The organism is Shumkonia mesophila (genome assembly GCF_026163695.1).
Taxonomy (GTDB): Bacteria; Pseudomonadota; Alphaproteobacteria; order Rhodospirillales; family Shumkoniaceae; genus Shumkonia; species Shumkonia mesophila.
Genome location: NZ_JAOTID010000021.1, coordinates 26,843 through 48,098, shown reverse-complemented (window position 1 = coordinate 48,098; position 21,256 = coordinate 26,843). Strand labels below are relative to the sequence as shown.

The window sequence follows — 21,256 nt, the reverse complement described above, 5'->3', positions numbered from 1 at the left end:
CCGCCCGTCCCGCCGCCGGCTTCCCTGCCCGAGGAGGACATCTCCGACATCGCGCCGTGGCTGACCGGCGCCAAGAAATGGTGACGCATGACGACAGAAGACGACAAAGGATGACAAACCTACCGCGCGCCCGTCGCGATGCCCGGCGCGGCGGCCGATGCCGGCGGGCCGATGAACGGGGCCGTCGCCCGCGGCCGGAAATGACGACACATGACGACGGGGGACGACAAAGGATGACAAGCCTATGGCGGGCCCATCGCGGCGCCGCGCGGAACGGGGCGCGCCCGACGCCCCTCATGCCGCGGGCCGTGCTTAAAGCGCGGGTCGCCCCGGTTCCCCCTCGTCGGGCCCGGCCCGCCTTACTCCGCCAGCAGCAGGCCCAGGTGCTTGTCGAAGTGCCGCTCGACGAAATCGAGGTGCATCTCGGCGTGCTTTTCCAAAATCGCCATCAACCGCTCGCGGAACGGCCGGCCCCTGGCGTCCTGGCCCAGGGTCAGCACCGAGCCGTAGGTGACGTGCATGAGCTGTCGGCCCTCGTTGAGGTCCAGGAACATCCGCTCCAGGTCGCCGTCGGCGACGCCGCCCAGCCGCTCGACGTCGGCCTCGGTGGTGGAGAGGTGATAGCTGGCGCGGTCGGTGGCGAAGCGGCCCCGACAGTACTCGACCAGTTCGCGGAAGAACGGCCTGTCGACGCGCACCACGACGCGCAGCGCCTCGAGATAGCTGGTGCCGGCGGTCTTGACGTGCAGCATCTCGCCGCACAGCCGCCCGAAGATGGGATAGACCGAGAACTTGTCCGACCCCGAATGCAGGCTCAACTTGTAGGGGCCGCAGAACTTGGCGATGGCGACGTGCTGGCCGATCGAGGCCTCGAAGGCCGCGAGGTCGCCGCGATAGTCCACCGCCTTCTCGAAGTCGCCGATGAAGCGCGGCGCCAGGCTGATGAACTCGACGCCCCGGCGCTTGAGCTCGCGGGCGACGAACAGGTGTTCCAAGGGCGTCGTCGGCACCTCGGATTCGTCGACCGACATCTCGATCTCGTAGGGCCTGCCGCCGGCGGCTTCCTTGAGCGCGGCGGCCAGCCTGGCGCAGTGGCGCACGGCGCGGCCGTATTTCACGGCGGCGCGCAGCAGCGCGGGCTCGTCGAAGGTCAGCGCGAAACCGTTGTCGATCTCGAAGCGCTTGCCGAGATAAAGGTCGCGCAGGCTCGATCCCTCGAACACCCCCTCGGCGATCAGCGCCGTCTCGCCGCGGGCCAGTTCCTCGGGCCCCATGGTGTCGGCCTCGTTCACCACGTGATCGGAGGGATCGAAGGTGAAGAAGGTGAAGCCGGCGGCCGCCGTGGCCCTGACGTCGTCTTCGGTCTTCAGGTGGTCGGCGTCGGCGCCCCAGTCGGCCTTGTAGGCGGTGCGCATGACCGCCCGCTGGGCGTCGGCCATGACGTCCTCGGGGCTGCGCTTGGTGCGCACCATCTCGCGGATGGACTGCTGGGCGAAGATGGGGATGAAGTCGGTCTTGCGGCAGGCGGCGACGTGGCCGGGGGTGGCGAGGCCGAGACGGTCGCCGAAACCAAAGGATTTCCGAAGGCCGATGACGGCCGGAGTGGGGTGGATCATCGTTGCGTTCCCGTCTTATGGTTGTTGCCGCACGGCGAGGCCGAAAACCTGCTCCTGCCGGACGGCGGCACACAGCCGGCGCGCGTCCACATGGACATCGCGGGACCGCCTGAAAAGGATAAATGTTTTGACATGGGCAAAGTGGCCCAGCCACTTTAGAAGCCGCGCGGGCGCCGCGCAATTCAAAAGACGCGGCGTTCCGGCGGCGAAACGGCTAGGAGACGATCAGGTGAGCGAACTCCAGGAAAACCTCCCCACCACCCACGAGCGCGTCGTCCGGCTGCTCGACGGCGGCGGCGCCCGCTATCGCATCGTCGAGCATCCGGCCGAGGGGCGCACCGAGGAGATCGCCAAGATCCGCGGCAACGACCCGTCGCAGTCCCTGAAGGCCATCGTCGTCACCCTGAAGGGCGGCGGCGCCGGCAAGCGCACGGTCATGGCGGTGGTGCCGGGCAGCCGGCGGCTCGACATGAAGGCCCTTTGCCAGGCGGCAGGGGCCCAGAAAGGGGGCTTCGCGCCGCCCGAGGTGGCGAGTGCCATCACCGGCTGCGTGATGGGCGCCGTGCCGCCCTTCACCTTCTGGGCGGAACTGCCCCTGATCGCCGATCCGGCCATTCGCGACAACCGCGAGGTGTGCTTCAACGCCGGCCGGCTGGACCGCTCCATCTTCATGGACGTCGACGACTACGTGCGCCTCGCCAGCCCCCGGTTCGCCGCCATCGCGGATTAGTTTTGGGGACACCAGATTAGTTTTGGGGACACCATACTTAATTCATTTCGAATTAAGTATGGTGTCCCCAAAACTATGAAGTATGGTGTCCCCAAAACTATGGTGTCCCCAAAACCGACGGCGCCTAGATCGCGCAGCCGCCGCCGTGCTTCTCGTGATAGCGCTGGTGGTATTCCTCGGCCCGCCAGAACGGGCCGGCCGGCGCGATCTCGGTGACGACGGGGCGGGGCAGGCGCCCTGATCGGCCGAGGCGCTCCTTGGCGGCGCGGGCCGCCTGTTCCTGGCCGGCGTCGTGGAAGAACACCGCCGAGCGGTACTGGGTGCCGACGTCGGGGCCCTGGCGGTTCGGCGTCGTCGGATCGTGGATCTGCCAGAAGACGTCGAGCAGGTCCTCGAAGCTCGTCACGGCGGGGTCGTAGGTCACGCGCACCGCCTCGGCGTGGCCGGTGCGGCCGCCGCAGACGTCTTGGTAGGTGGGATCGCGGGTGGTGCCGCCGGTGTAGCCCGACTCGACGTCGACGACGCCCTTCACCTCGCGAAAGGCGGCCTCGACGCCCCAGAAGCATCCGGCCGCGAAGGTCGCTTGTTGCGTGGTCATGGGATTCCCTCGGTTTGGACGCCTTCTATGTAAGAACGGCGCCGCGCCATGCAACGGGCGGGAAGGAGGGTCACGGACCTTTGAAAAGGAAGGGGCCGCCGGCATGGCGCCGGCAGCCCCGAGATGTGCAGGCCGAAGTTTCGGCGCCGGTTCAGGCGACCGGTGCGGCGTCGTAGACCGTTTGGTTCAGTTCGCGCTCGCTCTTGGCGACGAGGCAGGAAACGAACGCATCGCCGGTGACGTTGATGGTGGTGCGCGCCATGTCGAGAACGCGGTCGATGCCGGCGACGATGGCCAGTCCCTCGAGCGGCAGGCCGATGGTGGTCAGCACCATGGTCAGCATGATCAGCCCGGCGCCGGGAACGCCGGCGGCGCCGATCGAGGCCAGCGTGGCGACGATGACGATCATGAGGTAGTCGCCGCCCCCCAGGGTGACGCCGAAGACCTGGGCGACGAACAGGGCGGCGATGGCCTCATAGATGGCCGTGCCGTCCATGTTGATGGTGGCGCCCAGCGGCAGCACGAAGCTGGAGACGCCGACGGAAACGCCCAGGTTGTCCTGCGTGCAGCGCATGGTCACCGGCAGCGTGCCGGCGCTGCTGGTGGTGGTGAAGGCCACCATCTGGGCGTCGACGATGCCCCTGAAGAACTGCATGGGGCTGAGCCCATGCATCTTGAGAATGAAGCCATAGGTGATCACGGCGTGCAGGATGCAGGCCACATAGACGCAGAAGATGATCTTGGCCAACGGCAGCAGGATGCTGAGGCCGTATTTGGCGGCCACCCAGGCCATCAGGGCGAAGACGCCGAGCGGGGCCAGTTCCATGACGCCGGCGGTCATCTTGTACATGACCTCGGCGCCGGCCGCGATGACGCGCTCCAGCGGCTCGGCCTTCTGGCCGACGAAGTTGATGGCGATGCCGACGACGATGGCGAAGACGATGATCTGCAGGATGTTCCCGCTGGCCAGCGCGCCCACCGGATTGGCCGGGATCAGGTTGAGGAAGGTGTCGACCACCGACGGCAGGGCGGCGGCCTTGGTCGCGGCGGCGGCGACCTTCTCGACGCCGGCGCCCGGCTGGAACACCAGGCCGAAGACGAGGCCGATGACGACGGCGACGGCCGTGGTCACCAGGTACCAGGCGATCGTCTTGATGCCGATCCGTCCCATCCGGGCCGGGTCCTTGAGCGAGGTCACGCCGACGACCAGCGACAGGAACACCAAAGGCACGATGAGCATCTTGATGAAGTTGAGGAACAGCGTGCCGAACGGCCTGATCCAGGTTTCGACGACGTTGGGCGCTCCGCTCAGCAGGATGCCGACGATGATGCCGAGGACCAGTCCCGCGGCGATCCGCTTCCACAGTTTGATACTCGACCAACTCTTCCACATGGTTTGCTTCCTCCCACCTCGCTTGTTAACGACGATGCCCCGTATCCAGCGGACACGGGGCGTCTACCCCTTGTCATGCGATCAAAAACACGGGCGCCGACGGATTTTCCGCCAGCGCATTGGAAATACGGCCGATGTTTCAGGCTTCGCGTTCAGATTCCCCAATGTCATCGGACATGCCGTTTCTTGTTGAAGACGACGTTAAGACCGACGCGGTGCAAAACTGTAATCCCGTTGTTTGCATCTGTTCAAGGGGATTGCCGTTTTTTCACTTTTTAGTTTTATTAATAAACGACGGTATATTGCATGATTGTTTAGAATTATTCCTCTTTTGATGCAGGGAGCCTCATCCGCGACTGAGACTTTTCCCATACCGGCAGTTGTGCCAAGATGCCCGCAAAAGTGGTGGCAAGCCGTCGTTCGACCGGCTTTGGGGGGATGTGCGATGGACGATCATCGGGAAGCGCCGACCGCCGCGGCGCCGCCGCCGGCAGGCCCGGTGGTGCCGCAATTCCTGGGACGGCGCGGTGCCCTGTTCGCGCTGGTCTTGAAGACCATGGGGCTCACCCTGCTGACGCTGGGCATCTACCGCTTCTGGGCCAAGACCCGCCTGCGCCGCTATTTCTGGGGCAACGTGGTGATCGCCGGCGAGCCGCTGGAATACACTGGCAAGGCGAGCGAGCTGCTGGTCGGTTTCCTCATCGTCGTCGCCGTGCTGGTGCCGCTGTCGGTGGCCTCCTCGGTACTGCGCGTCATGGCCGAGGGCGGTCCCGCGTGGATTGGCCTCGTCCTGAACTTCACTTACGCCTTCGTGCTCGTTTTCCTCATCGATTTCGCCACCTACCGCATGTGGCGCTACCGGCTGACCCGCACCCGCTGGCGGGGCATCCGCTTCGGCATGGAAAACGGCGCGCTCAAGTACGCCGGCCGCGCCTTCCTGTGGCGGATAGGCCAGGTCCTCAGCCTCGGCTTGATCACGCCATGGATGCGTCTCGACCTCGCCAAATACCGCGTCGACCGCATGCGCCTGGGCGACCAGGCATTTGCCCTGAACGGCCCGGCGCGGCCGTTGGTTCTGGGCTGGCTGGGTGTGTGGGCAACCCCTTTTGCCGCCTGGAGTCTTATCCTTGTCGTTACGTGGGTAGCGATGGAATTTGGCGCCTTCGGACTTTCACCACCAACGAGTTTCTTCGAAGATGATCCACTTCTAAAGGGCGTCGGCGTGGTGTCGATTGGCGTCGCTTTACTTTCGGCGATCCTGGCGTTCGCATTTTACCGGATCTTCGAGGCCCGCTATTTCATTGACTGCACGGCCGTGGGTACCGTCCGTCTGGAAAGCCAGTTGCGGGCCCGCTCGATTCTGCCGGCCTTCGTGTTGGCCTGGGCGATTGTGCTGGCACTTTTTTTCGCCATCATCTTTGGTGTTATTTTCATTGGCATTTTTGCCGTTTTCATGAAGACAGGAATGGCTTCCCCCGAGGTGCCGGTTGTCGGCATGGTGACAGGTATCGCCGTCGCCGGCCTGATGCTGGTGCTCTCTCCCCTCGTTACCTACCCCATCGCCGTCTTCCAAACCGTGCGCCACGTCTGGACCACCCTTTCCATCCACGACATCGGCGCCCTCGACCGTGTCGTTCAGGCGCCCGCCGGAGAACCGCGCTTCGGCGAGGGGCTGGCCGACGCGCTGGACGTCGGGGCCATCTAGGCCATGCGTTTCGCCGCCACCTACCGCGACGGCGTATCGGCCGAGGGCCGGCCGGCCTTCGTGGTCGCCGACGGGGCGTTTCTCGTCATCGAGGTGGAGGGCGGCCGTCCGATGCGCTGGCCGGCCGCCGAGGTGCGCGACGCCGACCCGCCCGAGGCGGTGCGGCCCACCCTGCGCCTGCGCCGGCTGGGCAGCGACGAGCGGCTCAGCGTCGACGATGCCGAGGCCGCGGCGGCGATCCGCGCGGCGTGCCCCGACCTGGCGAAGGGCGAGGGCGGCGGCCGCGCGGTGTGGCGGCCCGTCCTGCTGTGGGGCGGCGCCGCCGTCGCCGTCGTCGGGCTGTTCTTCTGGCTGGTGCTGCCGGCCCTGGCCGGTTTCATCGCCGAGGCCATTCCCAGCGATCTCGAACGCCGCTTCGGGGCCCGTCTGGTCCCCGGCATCGCCGACGCCGTCGGCCGCCGGACCGGCGAGGGGACGGCCGTCTGCGGCGATTCCGACGGCGACGCCCGGCTGACGGCGCTGGTCGACCGGGTGCGGCCGCCGGCGGACGACATCGTTCCCCTGCGCGTGTGGGTCGTGCGTTCGCCCCTCGTCAACGCCGTGGCGCTGCCGGGCGGTCACATCGTGGTGTTCTCCGGCCTGCTCGGGTTCGCCGAGTCGGGCGACGAGCTGGCCGGCGTGCTGGCCCACGAGATCGGCCACGTCATGCTGCGCCATCCCACCCGCATGGCCATCGAAAGGGCCACGGTTTCCGCCTTCTTCGGCCTCTTCTTCGGCGATGTCGCCGGGGGCACGGTGCTGGGCGGGGTCGGCACGCTGCTGCTGGGCAATGCCTATTCGCGGGACATGGAACGGGCGGCCGACGAACTCGGCGCCGACATCCTCGGCCGCAACGGCCTCGACCCCCGTGCTCTGGCCCGTTTCTTCGAGCGGTTGAGCGCCCAGTACAAGGACCAGGAGCGCCTGCTCGCCTTCTTTTCCACCCATCCCCCGTCGGACGAGCGGGCGGCGGCCTTCGATGTCCCGCCGGCCGAGATCCGCCCGATCGACCCCGAGCAGTGGCGGTCGGTCCGCCGCATGTGCGGGAAATAGGAACCCCTCCGGGCGGTTTCGCAGGTGGCGGAGAGGGCGCCGCCCACTATACTCCGCACCATGAAGCCCAGCGTTCCCCCCTCCGCCCGCGTGCTTGTGCCGCAAGCCCCCGCCGTCGTCGCCGGGCTTCGCGCCGCCGCCTGGGTAACCCCCGACGGCGAGGTGGAGACCTTGGCGCTTCCCGAGGCAGCGCGCCGCTTGGGAGAGGGTGTGGCGCCCCTGGTCTGCCACGCCCCCGAAACCGCCCAGCGGCTGGGCACCGCCCGCTTCGAGGCGCTGGACCTGCTGGAGTTGTTCGCCTTCGTGCGGCCGGCCCGCTTCTGCCTGCCGACGCCGCGCGGCCTCGCCGAGGCCCTCGACCTGCCGCTGCCCTCGACGCTGGAGCAGGCGGCGGCGACGCTGCTGGCGGCGACGCGGGCCTTGCTGGCCGAACTGGCCGGCGCCGATCCGACGGCGGCGCCCATCGCCTGGGCGATGGCCAGCGGCGGCTGGCCGTGGGGCGGCGCCGTGCTGGCCGCCCTGGGGGCCGGCGAGACGCCGCATTCGCGCGGGCTGGCCAACGGCCTGCGCGTCTGGCTGCGCCTCAAGGAATGGACCGAGCGGCCGCTCGAACCGCCCACCGGCGACTGGCCGGTCGAGCCCATCGAGGCGCGGGCCCGCCTGGTCCGGCTGCTGGGCGAGGCGGCCGAGGAGCGTCCGCAGCAGGCCGAATACGCCTCGCAGGTGTCGGCGGCCTTCCAGCCGCGCGATGTCGCCGGCGAGCCGCACTTCGTCATCGCCGAGGCCGGCACCGGCGTCGGCAAGACCTTGGGCTACCTGGCCCCGGCCAGTGTGTGGGCCGAGAAGAACGGCTCCGGCGTGTGGATCAGCACCTTCACGCGCAACCTGCAGCGCCAGCTCGACGCCGAACTGGATCGCGTCTATCCCGATCCCGACCGCAAGGCCGAGAAGGTGGTCATCCGCAAGGGCCGCGAGAACTATTTCTGCCTCTTGAACATGGACGAGGCGGTGGCCCGGCTGCCGGTCCACGGCGCCCCGGGGGCGGTGCCGCTGGGCCTGATGGCGCGCTGGGCGCTGGCTTCCCGCGACGGCGACATGGTGGGCGGCGATTTCCCGGCCTGGCTGGCCGGCCTGGTCGGGCGCAACCTGACGCTCGATCTGACCGACACGCGGGGCGAATGCATCTATTCGGCCTGCCCGCACTACCGCAAGTGCTTCGTCGAGCGCTCGATCCGCCGCGCCCGGCGGGCCGAAATCGTGGTCGCCAACCACGCCCTGGTGATGATCCAGGCGGCGCTGGGCGGCGGCGAGGAAACGGCGATGCCGGTGCGCTACGTGTTCGACGAGGGCCACCACCTGTTCGACGCCGCGGACGCCGCCTTCTCGGCCCACCTGTCGGGTTTCGAGACCGCCGAACTTCGGCGCTGGCTGCTGGGCGCCGAGGCGCGCGGCCGCTCGCGCAGCCGCGGCCTCAGGGCCCGCGTCGAGGACCTGCTGACCGACGGCGCCGACAAGGCGGCCGAGGCGCTGGACGCCCTGCTCAACGCCGCACGCGCCCTGCCGGCCCCGGGCTGGCGGGAACGCATGGCGGGGGGCAACCCGGTGGGGCCGACCGAGGCCTTCCTGGCCCGCGTCCGCCAGCAGGTGCTGGCGCGCGATCCCGACAGCCGCTCGCCCTACGGCCTGGAGGCCCATCCCCGGCCGCCGGTTCCCGGCCTCATCGAGGCCGCCCGGGCGCTGGATGCCGCGCTGGCCGCCATACGCGGCCCGACGGCAGCCTTGATCGCCGCCCTGGCCGGCCTGCTCGACGACGAATCCGATACCCTGGAAACGGCCTCGCGATCGCGCATCGAGTCGGTCTGCCGCAGCCTGGAGCGCCGCGGCGTCATGGCCCTCGACGGCTGGCGCGACATGCTGGCGGCGCTGAGCGGCGAGACGCCCCCCGATTTCGTCGACTGGCTGGCCCTCGACCGCGAGGGCGGCCGCGAGATCGACGTCGGCATGCACCGTCACTGGATCGACCCCATGCGCCCGTTTGCCGCCGCCGTCGCCGAACCGGCCCATGGCCTGCTCGTCACCTCGGCGTCGCTCCGGGACGGCAGCGGCGATGCCGCGCTCGACTGGGCGGCGGCCGATCTTCGGGTCGGCATCCGCCACGTGGCCGCCCGCGAGCACCGCGCCGCCATCGAGTCGCCCTTCGACTATCCGGCCCAGACCCGCGTGCTGGTCGTCACCGACGTCGAGCGCAACAGCGCCGAGCAGGTGGCGGCGGCCTATCGCGAACTGTTCCTGGCGGCGGGGGGCGGCGGGCTTGGCCTGTTCACCGCCATCAGCCGGCTGCGCGAGGTGCATCGCCGGATCGGCCCGGCGCTGGACGCCGCCGGGCTCGGCCTGCTCGCCCAGCACGTCGACGCCATGGATACCGGCACCCTGATCGACATCTTCCGCGCCGAGGAGAACAGCTGCCTCTTGGGCACGGACGCGGTTCGCGACGGCGTCGACGTGCCGGGGCGCTCGCTCCGGCTGATCGTCTTCGACCGCATGCCGTGGCCGCGGCCGACCCTTCTGCACCGCGCCCGCAAGGAGGCCTTCGGCGGCGCCGACTACGACGGTATGCTGGCCCGCCTGCGCCTCAAGCAAGCCTATGGGCGGCTGATAAGGCGGGCCACCGACCGCGGCGTCTTCGTGCTGCTGGATCGGGCCATGCCATCGCGCTTCGCCTCCGCCTTTCCGGCCGGCGTCGTCCTCCAGCGCCTGGGCCTCGCCGAGGCCATCGCGCTGACGCGCACGTTCCTGGGATCGGAAGAAGGCGCCGCCGGCGCCTAAGCGCCGTATTTCGGGGACACCATACTTAATTCGATTTCACCGCTCGTTGCGCTCAAGGTGCAACGTCTTTTCGCGAATTAAGTATGGTGTCCCCAAAATACCCCTGTCGCCGAAATTCGAAATTCAGGTGCCGGGGGTGTTGCAGCCGACGAAGCCGGTGACGGCGTCGTCGAGATAGAGGTTGCCGGCCCTGAGCAGGCCGGAGAGGACCTCCGGGTCGACCGGCCGGCACAGGAAATAGCCCTGAAGCTCGGTGGCGCCGCGCCGTTGGGCCTCCTTCATCTGGTCGCGGGTTTCGACCGATTCGACGGTCACCTGGGCGCCCAGGCCGCGCGCCAGTTCGACCAGCGGGCCGAGCAGGGTTTCGCCCTCGTCGGCCTCGTCCAGGCGGTCGAGGAACGAGCGATCGACCTTGAGCCGGCTCACCGGGTGGCGCTTGAGCGCCTCGATGGAAGAGACGCCGCTGCCGAAATTGTCGAGCGAAATGCCGACCCCCATCTCGCGCAGCCGGGCCAGGCTCTGGGGGTTTTTCTGGACCGCCAGCAGGAAGGCCTCTTCCGAGAACTCCAGTTGCAGCAGCGACGCGGCCAGGCCGATCTCGTCCAGAATCTTGACGATCTCGGCCACCAGGTCGCGGTGGTGCAGCTCGGCCGGCGACAGGTTGATCGACAGCCGAGGCGTCGGCAGGCCGACGTCCCGCCAGGCCTTGACCTGCGCGCAGGCCTCGCGCATGACCCAGCGGCCGAGACGCAGGATCAGGTCGGTCCGCTCGACCGCCGGGATGAACTCGCGGGCCGGCAGGCGGCCGCGTTCGGGATTGTTCCAGCGGACCAGGACTTCGACGCTGGTGATCTCGCCGGTGACGGCGTCGACGGCGGGCTGGTATTCGAGGCACAGTTCGCCGACGTCCAGTGCGCGGCGCAAATCCCTTTCCAGGGCTTTGCGGGATTGGATCATGGCGTCCATTTCCGGCACGTAGAACTGATAGGTGTTGCGGCCCTTGGCCTTGGCCCGGTAGAGCGCGCGGTCGGCGTTGCGCAGCAGGACGTCGACCCCGGCGCCGTCGGCCGGGAAGGTGGTGATGCCCAGGCTGGCGCTGGTGATGACGCGTTCGCCGTCCAGGTCGAAGGGGCTGTTCAGCGCCGACACGATGGTTTCCCCGACAGTGGCGGCGCCGGTGGGGTCGGCGAGATTGGTGACGAGAACGGCGAACTCGTCGCCGCCCAGCCGGGTCACCGTGTCGGTTTCGCGCACGCTTTCCCGAATCCGCTTGGCCGCCGCCACCAGCAGGCGATCGCCGACCTGATGGCCGAGCGAGTCGTTGACCTCCTTGAAGCGGTCGAGGTCGAGCATCATCAAGGCCAGCACCACGCCGGTGCGGCGCGCCTGGGTGATGGCCTGGCTGGCCCGTTCCTCGAACAGCGTGCGGTTGGGAAGGCCGGTCAGGCTGTCGAAATGGGCCAGGAAGCGGGTGTGGGCGTCCTCGCGCTTGCGCAGCGAAACGTCGCGCGCCATCAGGATGAAGACGGCGACGTCGGCCACCGTCGTCCGGCTGACGCTGATTTCCAGGTGAAGGGCCTCTTCCTCGCGGGTGCGGCCCATGCACTCGTGGTTCTTGCCGTCGGCGGCCAGCTTGTCCCACAGGGAATCCATCTTGGCGTGATCGCGCACGCCCGTTCGCCGTTCACCCTGCAGCAGCGTCTCGATGGGCTGTCCGACAATCTCCGCGGCCGGATAACCGAACATCCGTTCGGCCGCTGGATTGAACGTGGCAATGTTCCCATCCTCGCCGAAGGTGAGGATGGCGTCGAGCGAACCCTCGATGATAGCGCGCGAGAGTTCGGGATGATTCGCCGTATGGATGTTTGACGCTGTGGTCATGCCACCGGCCGTACCCCTATGTCCGGATCGGAAAAACGCCGACGCCGCGAGCCGAAGCTTGCCGCCGATGTCTCAACGAGTCGGACGCCCCGATATCCCATACATGGCGATTCGCCGTTTGCCAACAGCGGATCGCACACCCCAATTGTGCAGATCTCCCCTCGAGTGCGCCGTACGCATGCACCCGTGCCCTGCTGCCGAGATCCTATTTGCCCCTCCGTCCGGACCCGGGAGGGCCGTGGCAACGAAAATATGGGGTTGTCCGATATTTTTCAATGAAATCGCATTTCCATCGCCGACATACCACTTATGGGTGGCAATGGCGGGCCGATCTCCGGCTCACGAAATCTTGACGACGCGGGCCGCCGCGAGGGTAGAATTCGCGGAACACCGGGCAGGGAGCGTCCATCCGGACGGATCGGTTCATGATCGGCCACCACACGGCTTTGATTTACATCATGGTTCTCGCATCGGCTGCCGACACCGACATCACCGATGCCGAAATGCGGCGAATCAGCCACATGATTTCCAACCTGCCGGTCTTCGCCGGCTTCGAGATCGACGATCTCGGCCAGACGGCGGCAGCTTGCATCGATCTTCTTCAGGACGAGGACGGCCTGGACAGGGCTTTCGAGCGAATCATGGCGTTGCTGCCGAAAAAACTGCGGGAAACCGCCTATGCGCTTGCCTGCGACGTGGTGGCGGCGGACGGCGAAGTCCATCAGGAGGAACTGCGTTTCCTCGAAATGGCCCGCCACCATCTCGAGGTCGACCGCCTGATCGCCGCCGGCATCGAGCGCGGCGCCCGCGCCCGCTTTGCCCGCCTGCAACCGGCCGATCTGGAAGTCCGGTAAGGCGGTTCCGGCCATAAAAAAGAGCCGCGCCCGAAGGCGCGGCTCCCTTTTCTAAAGGCTGGGACGAGGCAGGCTTAGAAGCCGCCCATGCCGCCCATGCCGCCCATGCCGCCCATGTCGGGGGCGCCACCCATGGGCTCCTTCTTCTCCGGCCGGTCGGCGACCATGGCTTCCGTGGTGATCAGCAGGCTGGCCACCGAAGCGGCGCCCTGCAGAGCGGTACGGACGACCTTGGTCGGGTCGACGATGCCGGCTTCCACCAGGTTCCGGTACGTGCCGGACTGGGCGTCGAAGCCATAGGTGGTGTCCTTCTGGTCGAGCAGCTTGCCGGCGACCACCGCGCCGTCATGGCCGGCGTTCTCGGCAATCTGGCGCAACGGGGCCTGCAGGGCGCGGCGCACGATGTCGATGCCGACCTGCTGGTCCGGATTGGCGCCCTTGACCTTGTCGAGGATGCGCGAGGAGTAGAGCAGGGCCGTGCCGCCACCGGCGACGATGCCTTCCTCGACCGCGGCGCGGGTGGCGTGCAGGGCGTCGTCGACGCGATCCTTGCGCTCCTTCACCTCGGTCTCGGTGGCCCCGCCGACGCGGATCACCGCCACGCCGCCGGCCAGCTTGGCCAGCCGCTCCATCAGCTTCTCCTTGTCGTATTCGGAGGTGCTGTCCTCGATCTGGGCGCGGATCTGGTTGCAGCGCCCTTCGATGTCCTTCTTGCCGCCAACGCCTTCGACGATGGTGGTGTCATCCTTCGTGATGATGATCCGCTTGGCGCGGCCCAGCATGGTGAGGTTGACGTTCTCGAGCTTGATGCCGAGGTCTTCGGAGATGACCTGGCCGGAGGTCAGGATGGCGAGATCTTCCATCATGGCCTTGCGGCGGTCGCCGAAGCCGGGGGCCTTGACAGCGGCGACCTTCAGCCCGCCGCGCAGCTTGTTGACCACCAGGGTGGCCAGGGCCTCGCCCTCGATGTCCTCGGCGATGATCAGCAGCGGACGGCTCGACTGGACCACGGCTTCCAGGACCGGCAGCAGCGGCTGCAGGCTGGACAGCTTCTTCTCGTGGATCAGGATGTAGGGGCTCTCCATCTCGCACGTCATCTTTTCGGCGTTCGTGATGAAGTAGGGCGAAGTGTAGCCACGGTCGAACTGCATGCCCTCGACGACTTCGAGCTCGGAATGCAGGCTCTTGGCTTCCTCGACGGTGATCACGCCCTCGTTGCCGACCTTTTCCATCGCTTCGGCGATCATCTTGCCGATTTCGACTTCGCCGTTGGCCGAGATGGTGCCGACCTGGGCGACTTCGCCGCTGGTCGAAACCTTGCTGGAGCGCTTCTTGAGGTCGGCCATGACGGACTCGACCGCCAGGTCGATGCCGCGCTTCAGGTCCATCGGGTTCATGCCGGCGGCCACAGCCTTGGAGCCTTCGCGCACGATGGCCTGGGCCAGAACCGTCGCCGTGGTGGTGCCGTCACCGGCCTCGTCCGAGGTCCGGTTGGCGACTTCGCGCACCATCTGGGCGCCCATGTTCTCGAACTTGTCGGCCAGTTCGATGTCCTTGGCGACCGTCACGCCGTCCTTGGTGATGCGCGGCGCGCCGAACGACTTCTCGAGCACCACGTTGCGGCCCTTCGGGCCCAGAGTCACCTTGACGGCATTGGCCAGCACGTCGACGCCGGCCAGCAGTTTAGCCCGGGCGTCGCCGCCGAATCTTACGTCTTTCGCAGCCATTGTAGTTATCCCCTATTTCTTCTTGCTGGTCTTCTCGATGATGCCGAGAAGGTCGGATTCCTTCATGATCAACAGGTCCTCACCGTCGATCTTGACCTCGGTGCCGGACCACTTTCCGAACAGCACGCGGTCGCCGGCCTTGACGTCGAGCGGAACGATCTTGCCGTCTTCGTTACGGCTTCCGCTTCCGACGGCGAGAATCTCGCCTTCCATCGGCTTTTCCTTGGCGGTGTCGGGAATGATGATCCCACCCGCCGTCTTTTCATTCTGCTCGACGCGGCGAAGCAGCACGCGATCGTGCAGCGGCCTGAATTTCATGATGTGTCCTCCGTAGAAATCACTGACGATAAATCGACAAACGATGTCGTTAGCACTCTCCCTGAGTGAGTGCCAACGATCTATGAGGGTTTGTTCCCCGTGTCAAGGGCGGGCGGTGCAAAAAAGGCTAGTTGCGATGGAGGACGGAGGGGTCGCGGGCGACCACGGCGGCCTCCCACACCTCGACCCATTTGCCGCGGAAGGGAAGGACCAGCACCGGCCCGGAGGCCGAGCGCCGGCTTTCGTAGGAAATGATGCGGCCCGTGGGGTTTCTGGTCGTCCACGCCGCCGCCTCCGCCATGTTGTCGATGATGTCGACGGGGGCGGTCAGCCGGCCCAGGAAGTTGAACTGGGCGTGATACTTTCCGAAATGGGCCAGCGGGCTGCCGGCCCGCTGCCAGTCGCCCAACTGGCGGGCCAGCGGCGCCTGGTCGAAGGCCTCGGCCAGCAGCGGGCGGGCCGCCAGGTGGACGGCGCCGACGGCGGCGGCGCTCATCAGGGTAAGGGCAAAGACGGCGGCCGACAGCCGGCCGCCGCGAACCAGCCGGACGGCGGCGGCGATGGCCAGGAACAGAAGGACGGCCCAGGCCGGCTGCAACAGGTGCACGGCGACGATGCGGCCGGCGAAGGTGACCGGCGCCGCGGCCAGCGCGATGCCGATGGCGGCGAAGATCAGCCCGGGCAACAGCAGGGCGCGCCGGCCGGTGGCCCGGGCCGGGTCGGCATCGGCAAGCAGGCGGCCCAGGATCAAGGCCAGTGCCGGGAACTCGGGCAGCAGGTAGTGGGGCTGCTTGCCGCTGATCGCCGAAAACACCAGCAGGGCCGGCACGAACCACGCCAAACAGAGGCGGACACCGCCCTCGGAAAGGGCAAATCTTCCGCCGGCCACGGCCCGCCAGGCCCCCGGCCAGGCCGGCCAGGGCAGAAGCATCACCGGCAGGAGCGCCGCGAACCACCACCACGGCCGCCCGTGGGCGAAGGATTCCACCATGCGGCCGGCCGATTGGCCCCAGAAGATGGCGTTGGCGTATTCGGGACCGCCGGACATGGCGGCCGGCACCGCCCAGGCCAGCCCGATGGCGGCGCCGAGGAGCACCGAAACCAGCACGCCGGCATACCAGCGCGGCCAGCCCGGCCCCGGCGCGGCGGCGCCCGAGGGCCCGATCAGGCGCGGCGCCCACAGCGGCGCCAGCAGGGCGGCCGGCAGCACGTGGACGAGGATGGCCGGCCCCTTGGCCAGCACGCCCAGGCCGATGGCGACGCCGGTGACGATGAACCCCCGCCAACCCGCCCGCTGCCGGGCGGTGATTAGGCCGCCGATGCCGAGCAGCGCGAAGAAGGCGAGAAGCGGATCGAAGAAGGTAAGGGTGGAAAACAGCGTCCAGAACAGGCTGCCCAGCACGATCACCGGCGCCAGGAGGGCGACCTCGGGCCGATCCGGCCACAGGCGCCGGGCCAGGCTGCGGGTCAGGAACAGGCAGCCCAGGCCGAACAGCGGCGCCACCAGCCGCGGCCACCACTCGTTGACGCCCGTTACCGCCCATCCGGCGTGCATCAGCCAGAACAGCAGCGGCGGCTTGTGGCTGTAGGGCTCGCCATTGATGTGGGGGACCAGGAAGTCGCCACGCTGCCACATGTCCCAGGCCACCGACAGGTAGCGGGTCTCGTCGACGGGCATCAGCGGCCGGCTGAACAGGGTGACGGCGACCAGCGCCAGCCACAGGCCGGTCCACAGCAGCGGTTGCGAGAGAATGTCGTCGGACGTGCGGCGAGCCAAGGTCCGGAGCCTCAATCGGGAATGCGCGGGCTGGCGGCGGCGGGCGCGCCTTCGGCACCGGTGGCGCCGCCGGCCATTTCGATGACGCCCCAAAGGGTAGCATCCTTGCGCAGCCGGAAATAGAGGTGTGTGCCCAGCAGCATGGAAAGGACAAAGAGGACGATGCCCAGGGTCAGGCGGATCTCGGGGTCGACGTTGATGCCGCTGCCGACCAGGGCGAACACCACCGTCTGCGGCAGGTGGCCGAGGGCCGAGGCGGCGACGAACGGCCACAGCGCGGCGCTCGACACCCCGGCCACCAGGTTGGTGGCGAGGTTGCTGCCGACCGGCAGCAGGCGGATGGTCAGGATCACCGAGAACGGGGTCTTGCCGAGAACGGCGTCAGCCCGGCGCAGGCGCCCGGAGAAGCGATGGGCCAAAAGGTCGCGGGCGGCCAGCCGGGCGAACAGGAAGGCGATGGTGCAGCCCATCACCGTGGCGGTCAGCGCCAGCGCCGTGCCCAGCATGAATCCGAAGCCATAACCGCCAAGGAAACACACCACCTGGCGGGGCAGCCCGAAAGCGGTGAACAGCGCGCCGACGGCCAGGAAGACGACCTGCCCGGTCAGTCCGTGGTCGCGGACGACGGCGTCGACCCATTCGGCATTGAGGAATTGGCCCTCTTCCAGCGCGCGCACGAAAAGGCCGGCGGCGACGAAGGCGGCGATCATGAAAAAGCCGCGGACCAAAAGGGTTGTGCGTGTCGGAACGGCTTTTTGAGGCACGGGCCGCTTCCTCAATCCCGCTTGGCCGCGATCTCGTCCGCCGTCGGGACGATGCGCCGCCGCTGCAGCCACATGACGCCGATCAGATCGAACAGCCCGACCCACAGGCGGTCGAAGACGCCGTACTTGGTGCGCCCCTTGGTACGGTGCCGGTGGTTGACGGGCACCGACACCACCGTGCCGCCGGCCCGGAGCATCAGGGCCGGCAGGAAGCGGTGCATGTGATCGAAGCGCGGCATCGCCAGGAACGCCGTTCGCGTGAACACCTTGAGCCCGCAGCCGGTGTCCGGCGTGCCGTCGCCAAGCAGGGCGCGGCGCACGCCGTTGGCGACGCGCGAGGACAGGCGCTTGACCCAGGTGTCGCGGCGGCGGGCGCGATGGCCGGCGACCAGCAGGCGGTCGGGATCGGGCGATTCCTGCAACTGCTTCACCAGGGCGGCGATGTCGGCGGGGTCGTTCTGGCCGTCGCCGTCCAGCGTGGCGATGGTCCGCCCGCGGGCGGCCTCGATGCCGGTGGCCAGCGCGGCGCTCTGGCCGGTCCGCGCGCGGTGGCGGAGCACCCTCAGGCGTGGGAAGCGGCCGAGGGCGTCGGCCAACAGGTCCGGCGTCGCGTCGTCGCTGCAATCGTCGACGTAGATGAGCTCGAAGTCGAACTGCCCGTCCAGCGCCGCCAGCACTTCCAGGATCAGCGGAACGACGTTCTCGGATTCATTGTGGACCGGCACCACGACCGAAAGCTCCGGCCCCGCCATCCTTGGCGCGTCGCCACCGTCCATCGGCTCTTTCAGGCTCGTTCCGCTCATCGTCCGCGCGCATTTCCACCCTGCCGTCGCTGCCGCGGCGGCCTTTTCGCGTCCCGCTTATGGCATAGGCCGCCGGGCGCGGCAACGCCCTTCGCCCGGGCGCCCCCGCGGGGGGATGGCCCTTCTCATGCGCCAATCCTTTGACGAGAGGGCCAGAAAGCCCGTATTGACAGGGACGGAGCGCCGAACGGGGAATCCATGAAGAAGCGCCTGCCGACCAGCCGACTGACCATCAGCCGGGTCCTCATGCGGGCCCGGCGGACGATCCGCAACGACCAGTTGATCCTGGCCATCCTGGCGATCGCCGTCGGCGCCCTGTCGGCCGGGGCGATCATCCTGTTCCGCGAGGCCATCGCCCTGGTGCAGGGCGTCTTCTACGGCACCACCAGCCCGCGCCTGGTCGAGCACGTGATGACCCTTCCGTGGTGGTGGGTGCTGGCGGCGCCGACGGCGGGCGGGCTGCTGGTCGGCCTGCTGTTCCGCTTCGTGATCCGGCGCCGGCGGCCGTCGAACGTGGCCGACGTCATCGCCGCCAACGCCTTTCGCAGCGGCCGCATGTCGCTGCGCCGCGGCCTCAAGACGGCGCTCGTCGACGCCGTTTCCATCGGTGTCGGGGCCTCGGTCGGGCGCGAGGGGCCGGCCGTCCACCTGGGCGCGGCGCTCGGCGGCTGGCTGGCCAAGACGCTGCGCCTGACGCGCATGCTGGCCCGTACCGTGATGGGCTGCGGGGTGGCGGCGGCGGTGGCGGCCTCCTTCAACGCGCCAATCGCCGGGGCCCTCTTCGCCAACGAAGTGGTCATCGGTTCCTACGGGCTCAGCTCGTTCGCCCCCATCGTGCTGGCCAGCGTGGTGGGGACCATGGCGTCGCGCGCCTATTTCGGCGACTACCCGGCCTTCATCATCGCCCAGCACCCCGGCGTCTCGCTGGGCGAGATCCCGGCCTTCCTGGTGCTGGGCGTCCTTTCGGCGGTGGCCGCCATCGCCTTCATCCGCGGCACCGCGGCGCTCCAGGACGGGGTGGGCCGCCTGCCGGGGCCGGTGTGGCTGCGCCCGATGGCCGGCGGCCTCCTGGTCGGCGCCATCGCGCTGGCGGTGCCCCAGGTCCTGGGCCTCGGCTACGGGGTGACCGACGACGCGATGCGGGGCGCGCTGCCGCTGGCCGTGCTGGCCGCCGCCTTCCTCGGCAAGCTGCTGGCCACCATCCTCAGCATCGGCTTCGGCTTTGCCGGAGGCGTGTTCAGCCCGTCCCTGGTCATCGGCGCCATGCTCGGCGGCGCTTACGGTACCGTGGTCACCCAGCTCGTCCCCGGCCTGTCGTCGGGGGCCGATTCCTATACCATCGTCGGCATGGGCGCGGTCGCCGCCGCCGTGCTGGGCGCGCCCATCTCGACCACGCTGATCATTTTCGAGATGACCGGCGATTACGCCGTGACCCTGGCGGTGATGGTGGCGGTGGTGGTGTCCTCGGTCATCACCAAGCAGGTCACCGGCCATTCCCACTTCACCTTCCAGCTGGCCAGGCGCGGCATCGACCTCAAGGCCGGCTTCGAGGCGGCGCTGCTGCGTGGCATCCGGGTGCGCGACGTCATGGATGACGTGTGCGTCACCGTGACCGAGGGGGTCCGCCTGCCGGAAATCCGCGCCCGGCTTCTGCAGTCGCGGGTCGGCGAGGTGTTCGTCGTGCGCGGCGACGGCACCCTCTTGGGCACCATCACGCTGCAGGACCTGAGCGAGATGGCCTTCGACGCCGATTGCGACGACCTGCTCACCGCCAGCGACGTCGCCCGCCTGCATCCGCCGATGCTGCCCGTCAACGCCGATCTTGGGAGCGCACTCACGGCCATGCGCGATGCCGGCGAGGAACACATCGCGGTGGTCGATTCGACGGACACCGGGGTGCTGCGCGGCTGCGTCCACGAGCGCGACGTCATCGCCGCCTACAACCGCGCCCTGGTCGACAGCCGCCGCGAGGAGCACGAGTAGGGTAATTTCGGTAATTTCAGGGACACCATACTTAATTCAAGGTGAATTAAGTATGGTGTCCCTGAAATTGGAAGGATGGTGTCCCCGAAATTGGCCTACAGGTCGCGCTTCAGGCGCAGCCAGTCGTGGCGGTCGCGGGAATGGATGACGCGCCGGCCGATCGTCATGTCGGCGGTGGCCCCGGACATGACGTCGATCGGAATGTCGTCGCCGGCCTTGCCCTGCGTGCGCACCTTGCGCATGAAATCGACCATGTCCTGCACGCTCTTGCCGCCGACGCCCATGATGATGTCGCCGGGTTTCAGCCCGGCCGCCTCCGCCGGGCCGCCGGCCACGACGCGCGCGATCACCACCCGGCCGCCCGTTTCGCCGGTGTAAAGGCCGAGCCACGGTTGCGCCGGGCCGGATCGCCGGCCGTCGGTCAAAAGGTCGGCCAGGATGGGCTTCAGGAGGTCGATGGGGATGAACATGTTGCCGGGTAGGGGGTCGTGACCGGCGATGGCGTCCTGGACGAACAGCGAGCCGACGCCCAGCAGCGTGCCGTCGACGCCGATCAGGGCGGCGCCGCCGAAGCCGGGAAGCGGCGGCGAGGTGAACAGCGCGTTTTCCAGCAGGTATTCCCAGTTGCCGGCGAAATCGCGCCGGTTGACCACCATCTGCGGCATCACCGGGGCCGGTCCCAGGCGGGCGATCGCCAGCACGCTGTCGCCGACCTCGAGTTCGGCCGAGCGGCCCAGCGCCAGCGGCTTGACCTTGAGCGGCAGCGCCGTGCGCACCAGGCCGAAGCCGGTCTCGTGGTCGTAGCCGACGACGGCGGCCGGCACCGGCCGGCCGTCGGGTCCGTAGACCGACACTTCGGCGGCTTCCAGGATCAGATAGCCGACGGTCAGCACCAGGCCGTTGCCGTCGATGACCATGCCGGTGCCGGTTCGCTGGCGGCCCAGCGATTCGACGCTGCGGGCGTCGGCCGGGACCTGGGCCTCGATGCCGACCACGGCTTCGATGATGCGCTGGACGTCTTCCTGGGCGAGGCTGTCGGCGGCGGCCGGAAAGGCGAGGCCGGCGATCGTTCCTCCAACGAGGATTCCCAAGAACCGCGCCGCCCGGCGGATGGGGGCGGAAATCTGCATCGGCGGTCCCTCCAAAGGGATGGCTCAGGGAATCAGGTGGGGATGACGGGGGGTGGTGA

16 protein-coding genes are annotated in these 21,256 nt (G+C 68.4%); 6 read left to right on the top strand and 10 right to left on the bottom strand.

The features are described from left to right. Positions 1-359: 359 nt before the first annotated feature. Positions 360-1,616 (bottom strand): tagaturonate epimerase family protein, encoded by a 1,257-nt coding sequence (locus tag ODR01_RS23020; RefSeq protein ID WP_316980061.1) that lies wholly within the window; start codon positions 1,614-1,616, stop codon positions 360-362. A gap of 229 nt (positions 1,617-1,845) precedes the next feature. Here ODR01_RS23020 and ODR01_RS23015 point away from each other — a divergent pair, with 229 nt between their 5' ends. After that, positions 1,846-2,346, top strand: coding sequence for a YbaK/EbsC family protein (locus ODR01_RS23015; protein ID WP_316980060.1), 501 nt, complete (start codon positions 1,846-1,848; stop codon positions 2,344-2,346). Positions 2,347-2,470: 124 nt separating this feature from the next. Here the strand turns inward: ODR01_RS23015 and msrA are convergent, their stop codons facing one another. Then, on the bottom strand, positions 2,471-2,944 hold the full coding sequence (gene msrA, locus ODR01_RS23010) for a peptide-methionine (S)-S-oxide reductase MsrA (protein ID WP_316980059.1): 474 nt from the start codon (positions 2,942-2,944) through the stop codon (positions 2,471-2,473). A gap of 151 nt (positions 2,945-3,095) precedes the next feature. Beyond that, positions 3,096-4,337: a dicarboxylate/amino acid:cation symporter gene (locus tag ODR01_RS23005; protein WP_316980058.1), complete on the bottom strand. Its 1,242-nt coding sequence runs from the start codon at positions 4,335-4,337 to the stop codon at positions 3,096-3,098. A gap of 445 nt (positions 4,338-4,782) precedes the next feature. On the opposite strand from ODR01_RS23005, the gene ODR01_RS23000 reads away from it, so the two are divergent. From ODR01_RS23000 to ODR01_RS22990, 3 genes are read left to right on the top strand one after another with little or no spacing between them, the layout of a single operon-like run. After that, on the top strand, positions 4,783-6,042 hold the full coding sequence (locus ODR01_RS23000; protein WP_316980057.1) for a YjgN family protein: 1,260 nt from the start codon (positions 4,783-4,785) through the stop codon (positions 6,040-6,042). A gap of 3 nt (positions 6,043-6,045) precedes the next feature. Further along, complete coding sequence (locus ODR01_RS22995) at positions 6,046-7,134, top strand: M48 family metallopeptidase (protein WP_316980056.1); 1,089 nt, start codon at positions 6,046-6,048, stop codon at positions 7,132-7,134. Positions 7,135-7,194: 60 nt separating this feature from the next. Beyond that, positions 7,195-9,960 (top strand): ATP-dependent DNA helicase, encoded by a 2,766-nt coding sequence (locus tag ODR01_RS22990; RefSeq protein WP_316980055.1) that lies wholly within the window; start codon positions 7,195-7,197, stop codon positions 9,958-9,960. Positions 9,961-10,083: 123 nt separating this feature from the next. Here the strand turns inward: ODR01_RS22990 and ODR01_RS22985 are convergent, their stop codons facing one another. Beyond that, positions 10,084-11,841 (bottom strand): putative bifunctional diguanylate cyclase/phosphodiesterase, encoded by a 1,758-nt coding sequence (locus ODR01_RS22985; RefSeq protein WP_316980054.1) that lies wholly within the window; start codon positions 11,839-11,841, stop codon positions 10,084-10,086. A 425-nt stretch (positions 11,842-12,266) separates the two neighbouring features. Here ODR01_RS22985 and ODR01_RS22980 point away from each other — a divergent pair, with 425 nt between their 5' ends. Further along, the gene (locus ODR01_RS22980) at positions 12,267-12,695 is read left to right on the top strand and encodes a tellurite resistance TerB family protein (RefSeq protein ID WP_316980053.1); all 429 of its coding nucleotides are present in this window, start codon (positions 12,267-12,269) and stop codon (positions 12,693-12,695) included. 74 nt (positions 12,696-12,769) lie between these two features. Here ODR01_RS22980 and groL read toward each other — a convergent pair whose 3' ends face one another. The 5 genes from groL to ODR01_RS22955 form a co-directional block, all read right to left on the bottom strand. Next, positions 12,770-14,422 (bottom strand): chaperonin GroEL, encoded by a 1,653-nt coding sequence (gene groL, locus ODR01_RS22975; protein WP_316980052.1) that lies wholly within the window; start codon positions 14,420-14,422, stop codon positions 12,770-12,772. A 12-nt stretch (positions 14,423-14,434) separates the two neighbouring features. Further along, on the bottom strand, positions 14,435-14,740 hold the full coding sequence (gene groES, locus ODR01_RS22970) for a co-chaperone GroES (protein WP_316980051.1): 306 nt from the start codon (positions 14,738-14,740) through the stop codon (positions 14,435-14,437). Between the two features lie 127 nt (positions 14,741-14,867). Beyond that, positions 14,868-16,517 carry an ArnT family glycosyltransferase gene (locus tag ODR01_RS22965; RefSeq protein WP_316980050.1) on the bottom strand — a complete coding sequence of 550 codons (1,650 nt, stop codon included), beginning with the start codon at positions 16,515-16,517 and terminating at the stop codon, positions 14,868-14,870. Positions 16,518-16,528: 11 nt separating this feature from the next. Continuing rightward, positions 16,529-17,281 carry a TVP38/TMEM64 family protein gene (locus ODR01_RS22960; protein ID WP_316980049.1) on the bottom strand — a complete coding sequence of 251 codons (753 nt, stop codon included), beginning with the start codon at positions 17,279-17,281 and terminating at the stop codon, positions 16,529-16,531. A gap of 11 nt (positions 17,282-17,292) precedes the next feature. Beyond that, the gene (locus ODR01_RS22955; protein ID WP_316980048.1) at positions 17,293-18,084 is read right to left on the bottom strand and encodes a glycosyltransferase family 2 protein; all 792 of its coding nucleotides are present in this window, start codon (positions 18,082-18,084) and stop codon (positions 17,293-17,295) included. A gap of 198 nt (positions 18,085-18,282) precedes the next feature. Here ODR01_RS22955 and ODR01_RS22950 point away from each other — a divergent pair, with 198 nt between their 5' ends. Next, positions 18,283-20,067: a chloride channel protein gene (locus ODR01_RS22950; protein WP_316980047.1), complete on the top strand. Its 1,785-nt coding sequence runs from the start codon at positions 18,283-18,285 to the stop codon at positions 20,065-20,067. 95 nt (positions 20,068-20,162) lie between these two features. On the opposite strand, the gene ODR01_RS22945 is transcribed toward ODR01_RS22950, so the two are convergent. Then, positions 20,163-21,197: a S1C family serine protease gene (locus ODR01_RS22945; protein WP_316980046.1), complete on the bottom strand. Its 1,035-nt coding sequence runs from the start codon at positions 21,195-21,197 to the stop codon at positions 20,163-20,165. Positions 21,198-21,256: the final 59 nt, after the last annotated feature.

Coding starts and splice junctions, on each gene's coding strand:
- ODR01_RS22945 (WP_316980046.1), bottom strand. CDS start 21,197: ATGCAGATTTCCGCCCCCATCCGCCGGGCGGCGCGGTTCTTGGGAATC.
- ODR01_RS22955 (WP_316980048.1), bottom strand. CDS start 18,084: ATGAGCGGAACGAGCCTGAAAGAGCCGATGGACGGTGGCGACGCGCCA.
- ODR01_RS22980 (WP_316980053.1), top strand. CDS start 12,267: ATGATCGGCCACCACACGGCTTTGATTTACATCATGGTTCTCGCATCG.
- msrA (WP_316980059.1), bottom strand. CDS start 2,944: ATGACCACGCAACAAGCGACCTTCGCGGCCGGATGCTTCTGGGGCGTC.
- groL (WP_316980052.1), bottom strand. CDS start 14,422: ATGGCTGCGAAAGACGTAAGATTCGGCGGCGACGCCCGGGCTAAACTG.
- ODR01_RS22990 (WP_316980055.1), top strand. CDS start 7,195: ATGAAGCCCAGCGTTCCCCCCTCCGCCCGCGTGCTTGTGCCGCAAGCC.
- ODR01_RS23020 (WP_316980061.1), bottom strand. CDS start 1,616: ATGATCCACCCCACTCCGGCCGTCATCGGCCTTCGGAAATCCTTTGGT.
- ODR01_RS22985 (WP_316980054.1), bottom strand. CDS start 11,841: ATGACCACAGCGTCAAACATCCATACGGCGAATCATCCCGAACTCTCG.
- ODR01_RS23000 (WP_316980057.1), top strand. CDS start 4,783: ATGGACGATCATCGGGAAGCGCCGACCGCCGCGGCGCCGCCGCCGGCA.
- ODR01_RS22995 (WP_316980056.1), top strand. CDS start 6,046: ATGCGTTTCGCCGCCACCTACCGCGACGGCGTATCGGCCGAGGGCCGG.
- ODR01_RS23005 (WP_316980058.1), bottom strand. CDS start 4,337: ATGTGGAAGAGTTGGTCGAGTATCAAACTGTGGAAGCGGATCGCCGCG.
- ODR01_RS22950 (WP_316980047.1), top strand. CDS start 18,283: ATGAAGAAGCGCCTGCCGACCAGCCGACTGACCATCAGCCGGGTCCTC.
- groES (WP_316980051.1), bottom strand. CDS start 14,740: ATGAAATTCAGGCCGCTGCACGATCGCGTGCTGCTTCGCCGCGTCGAG.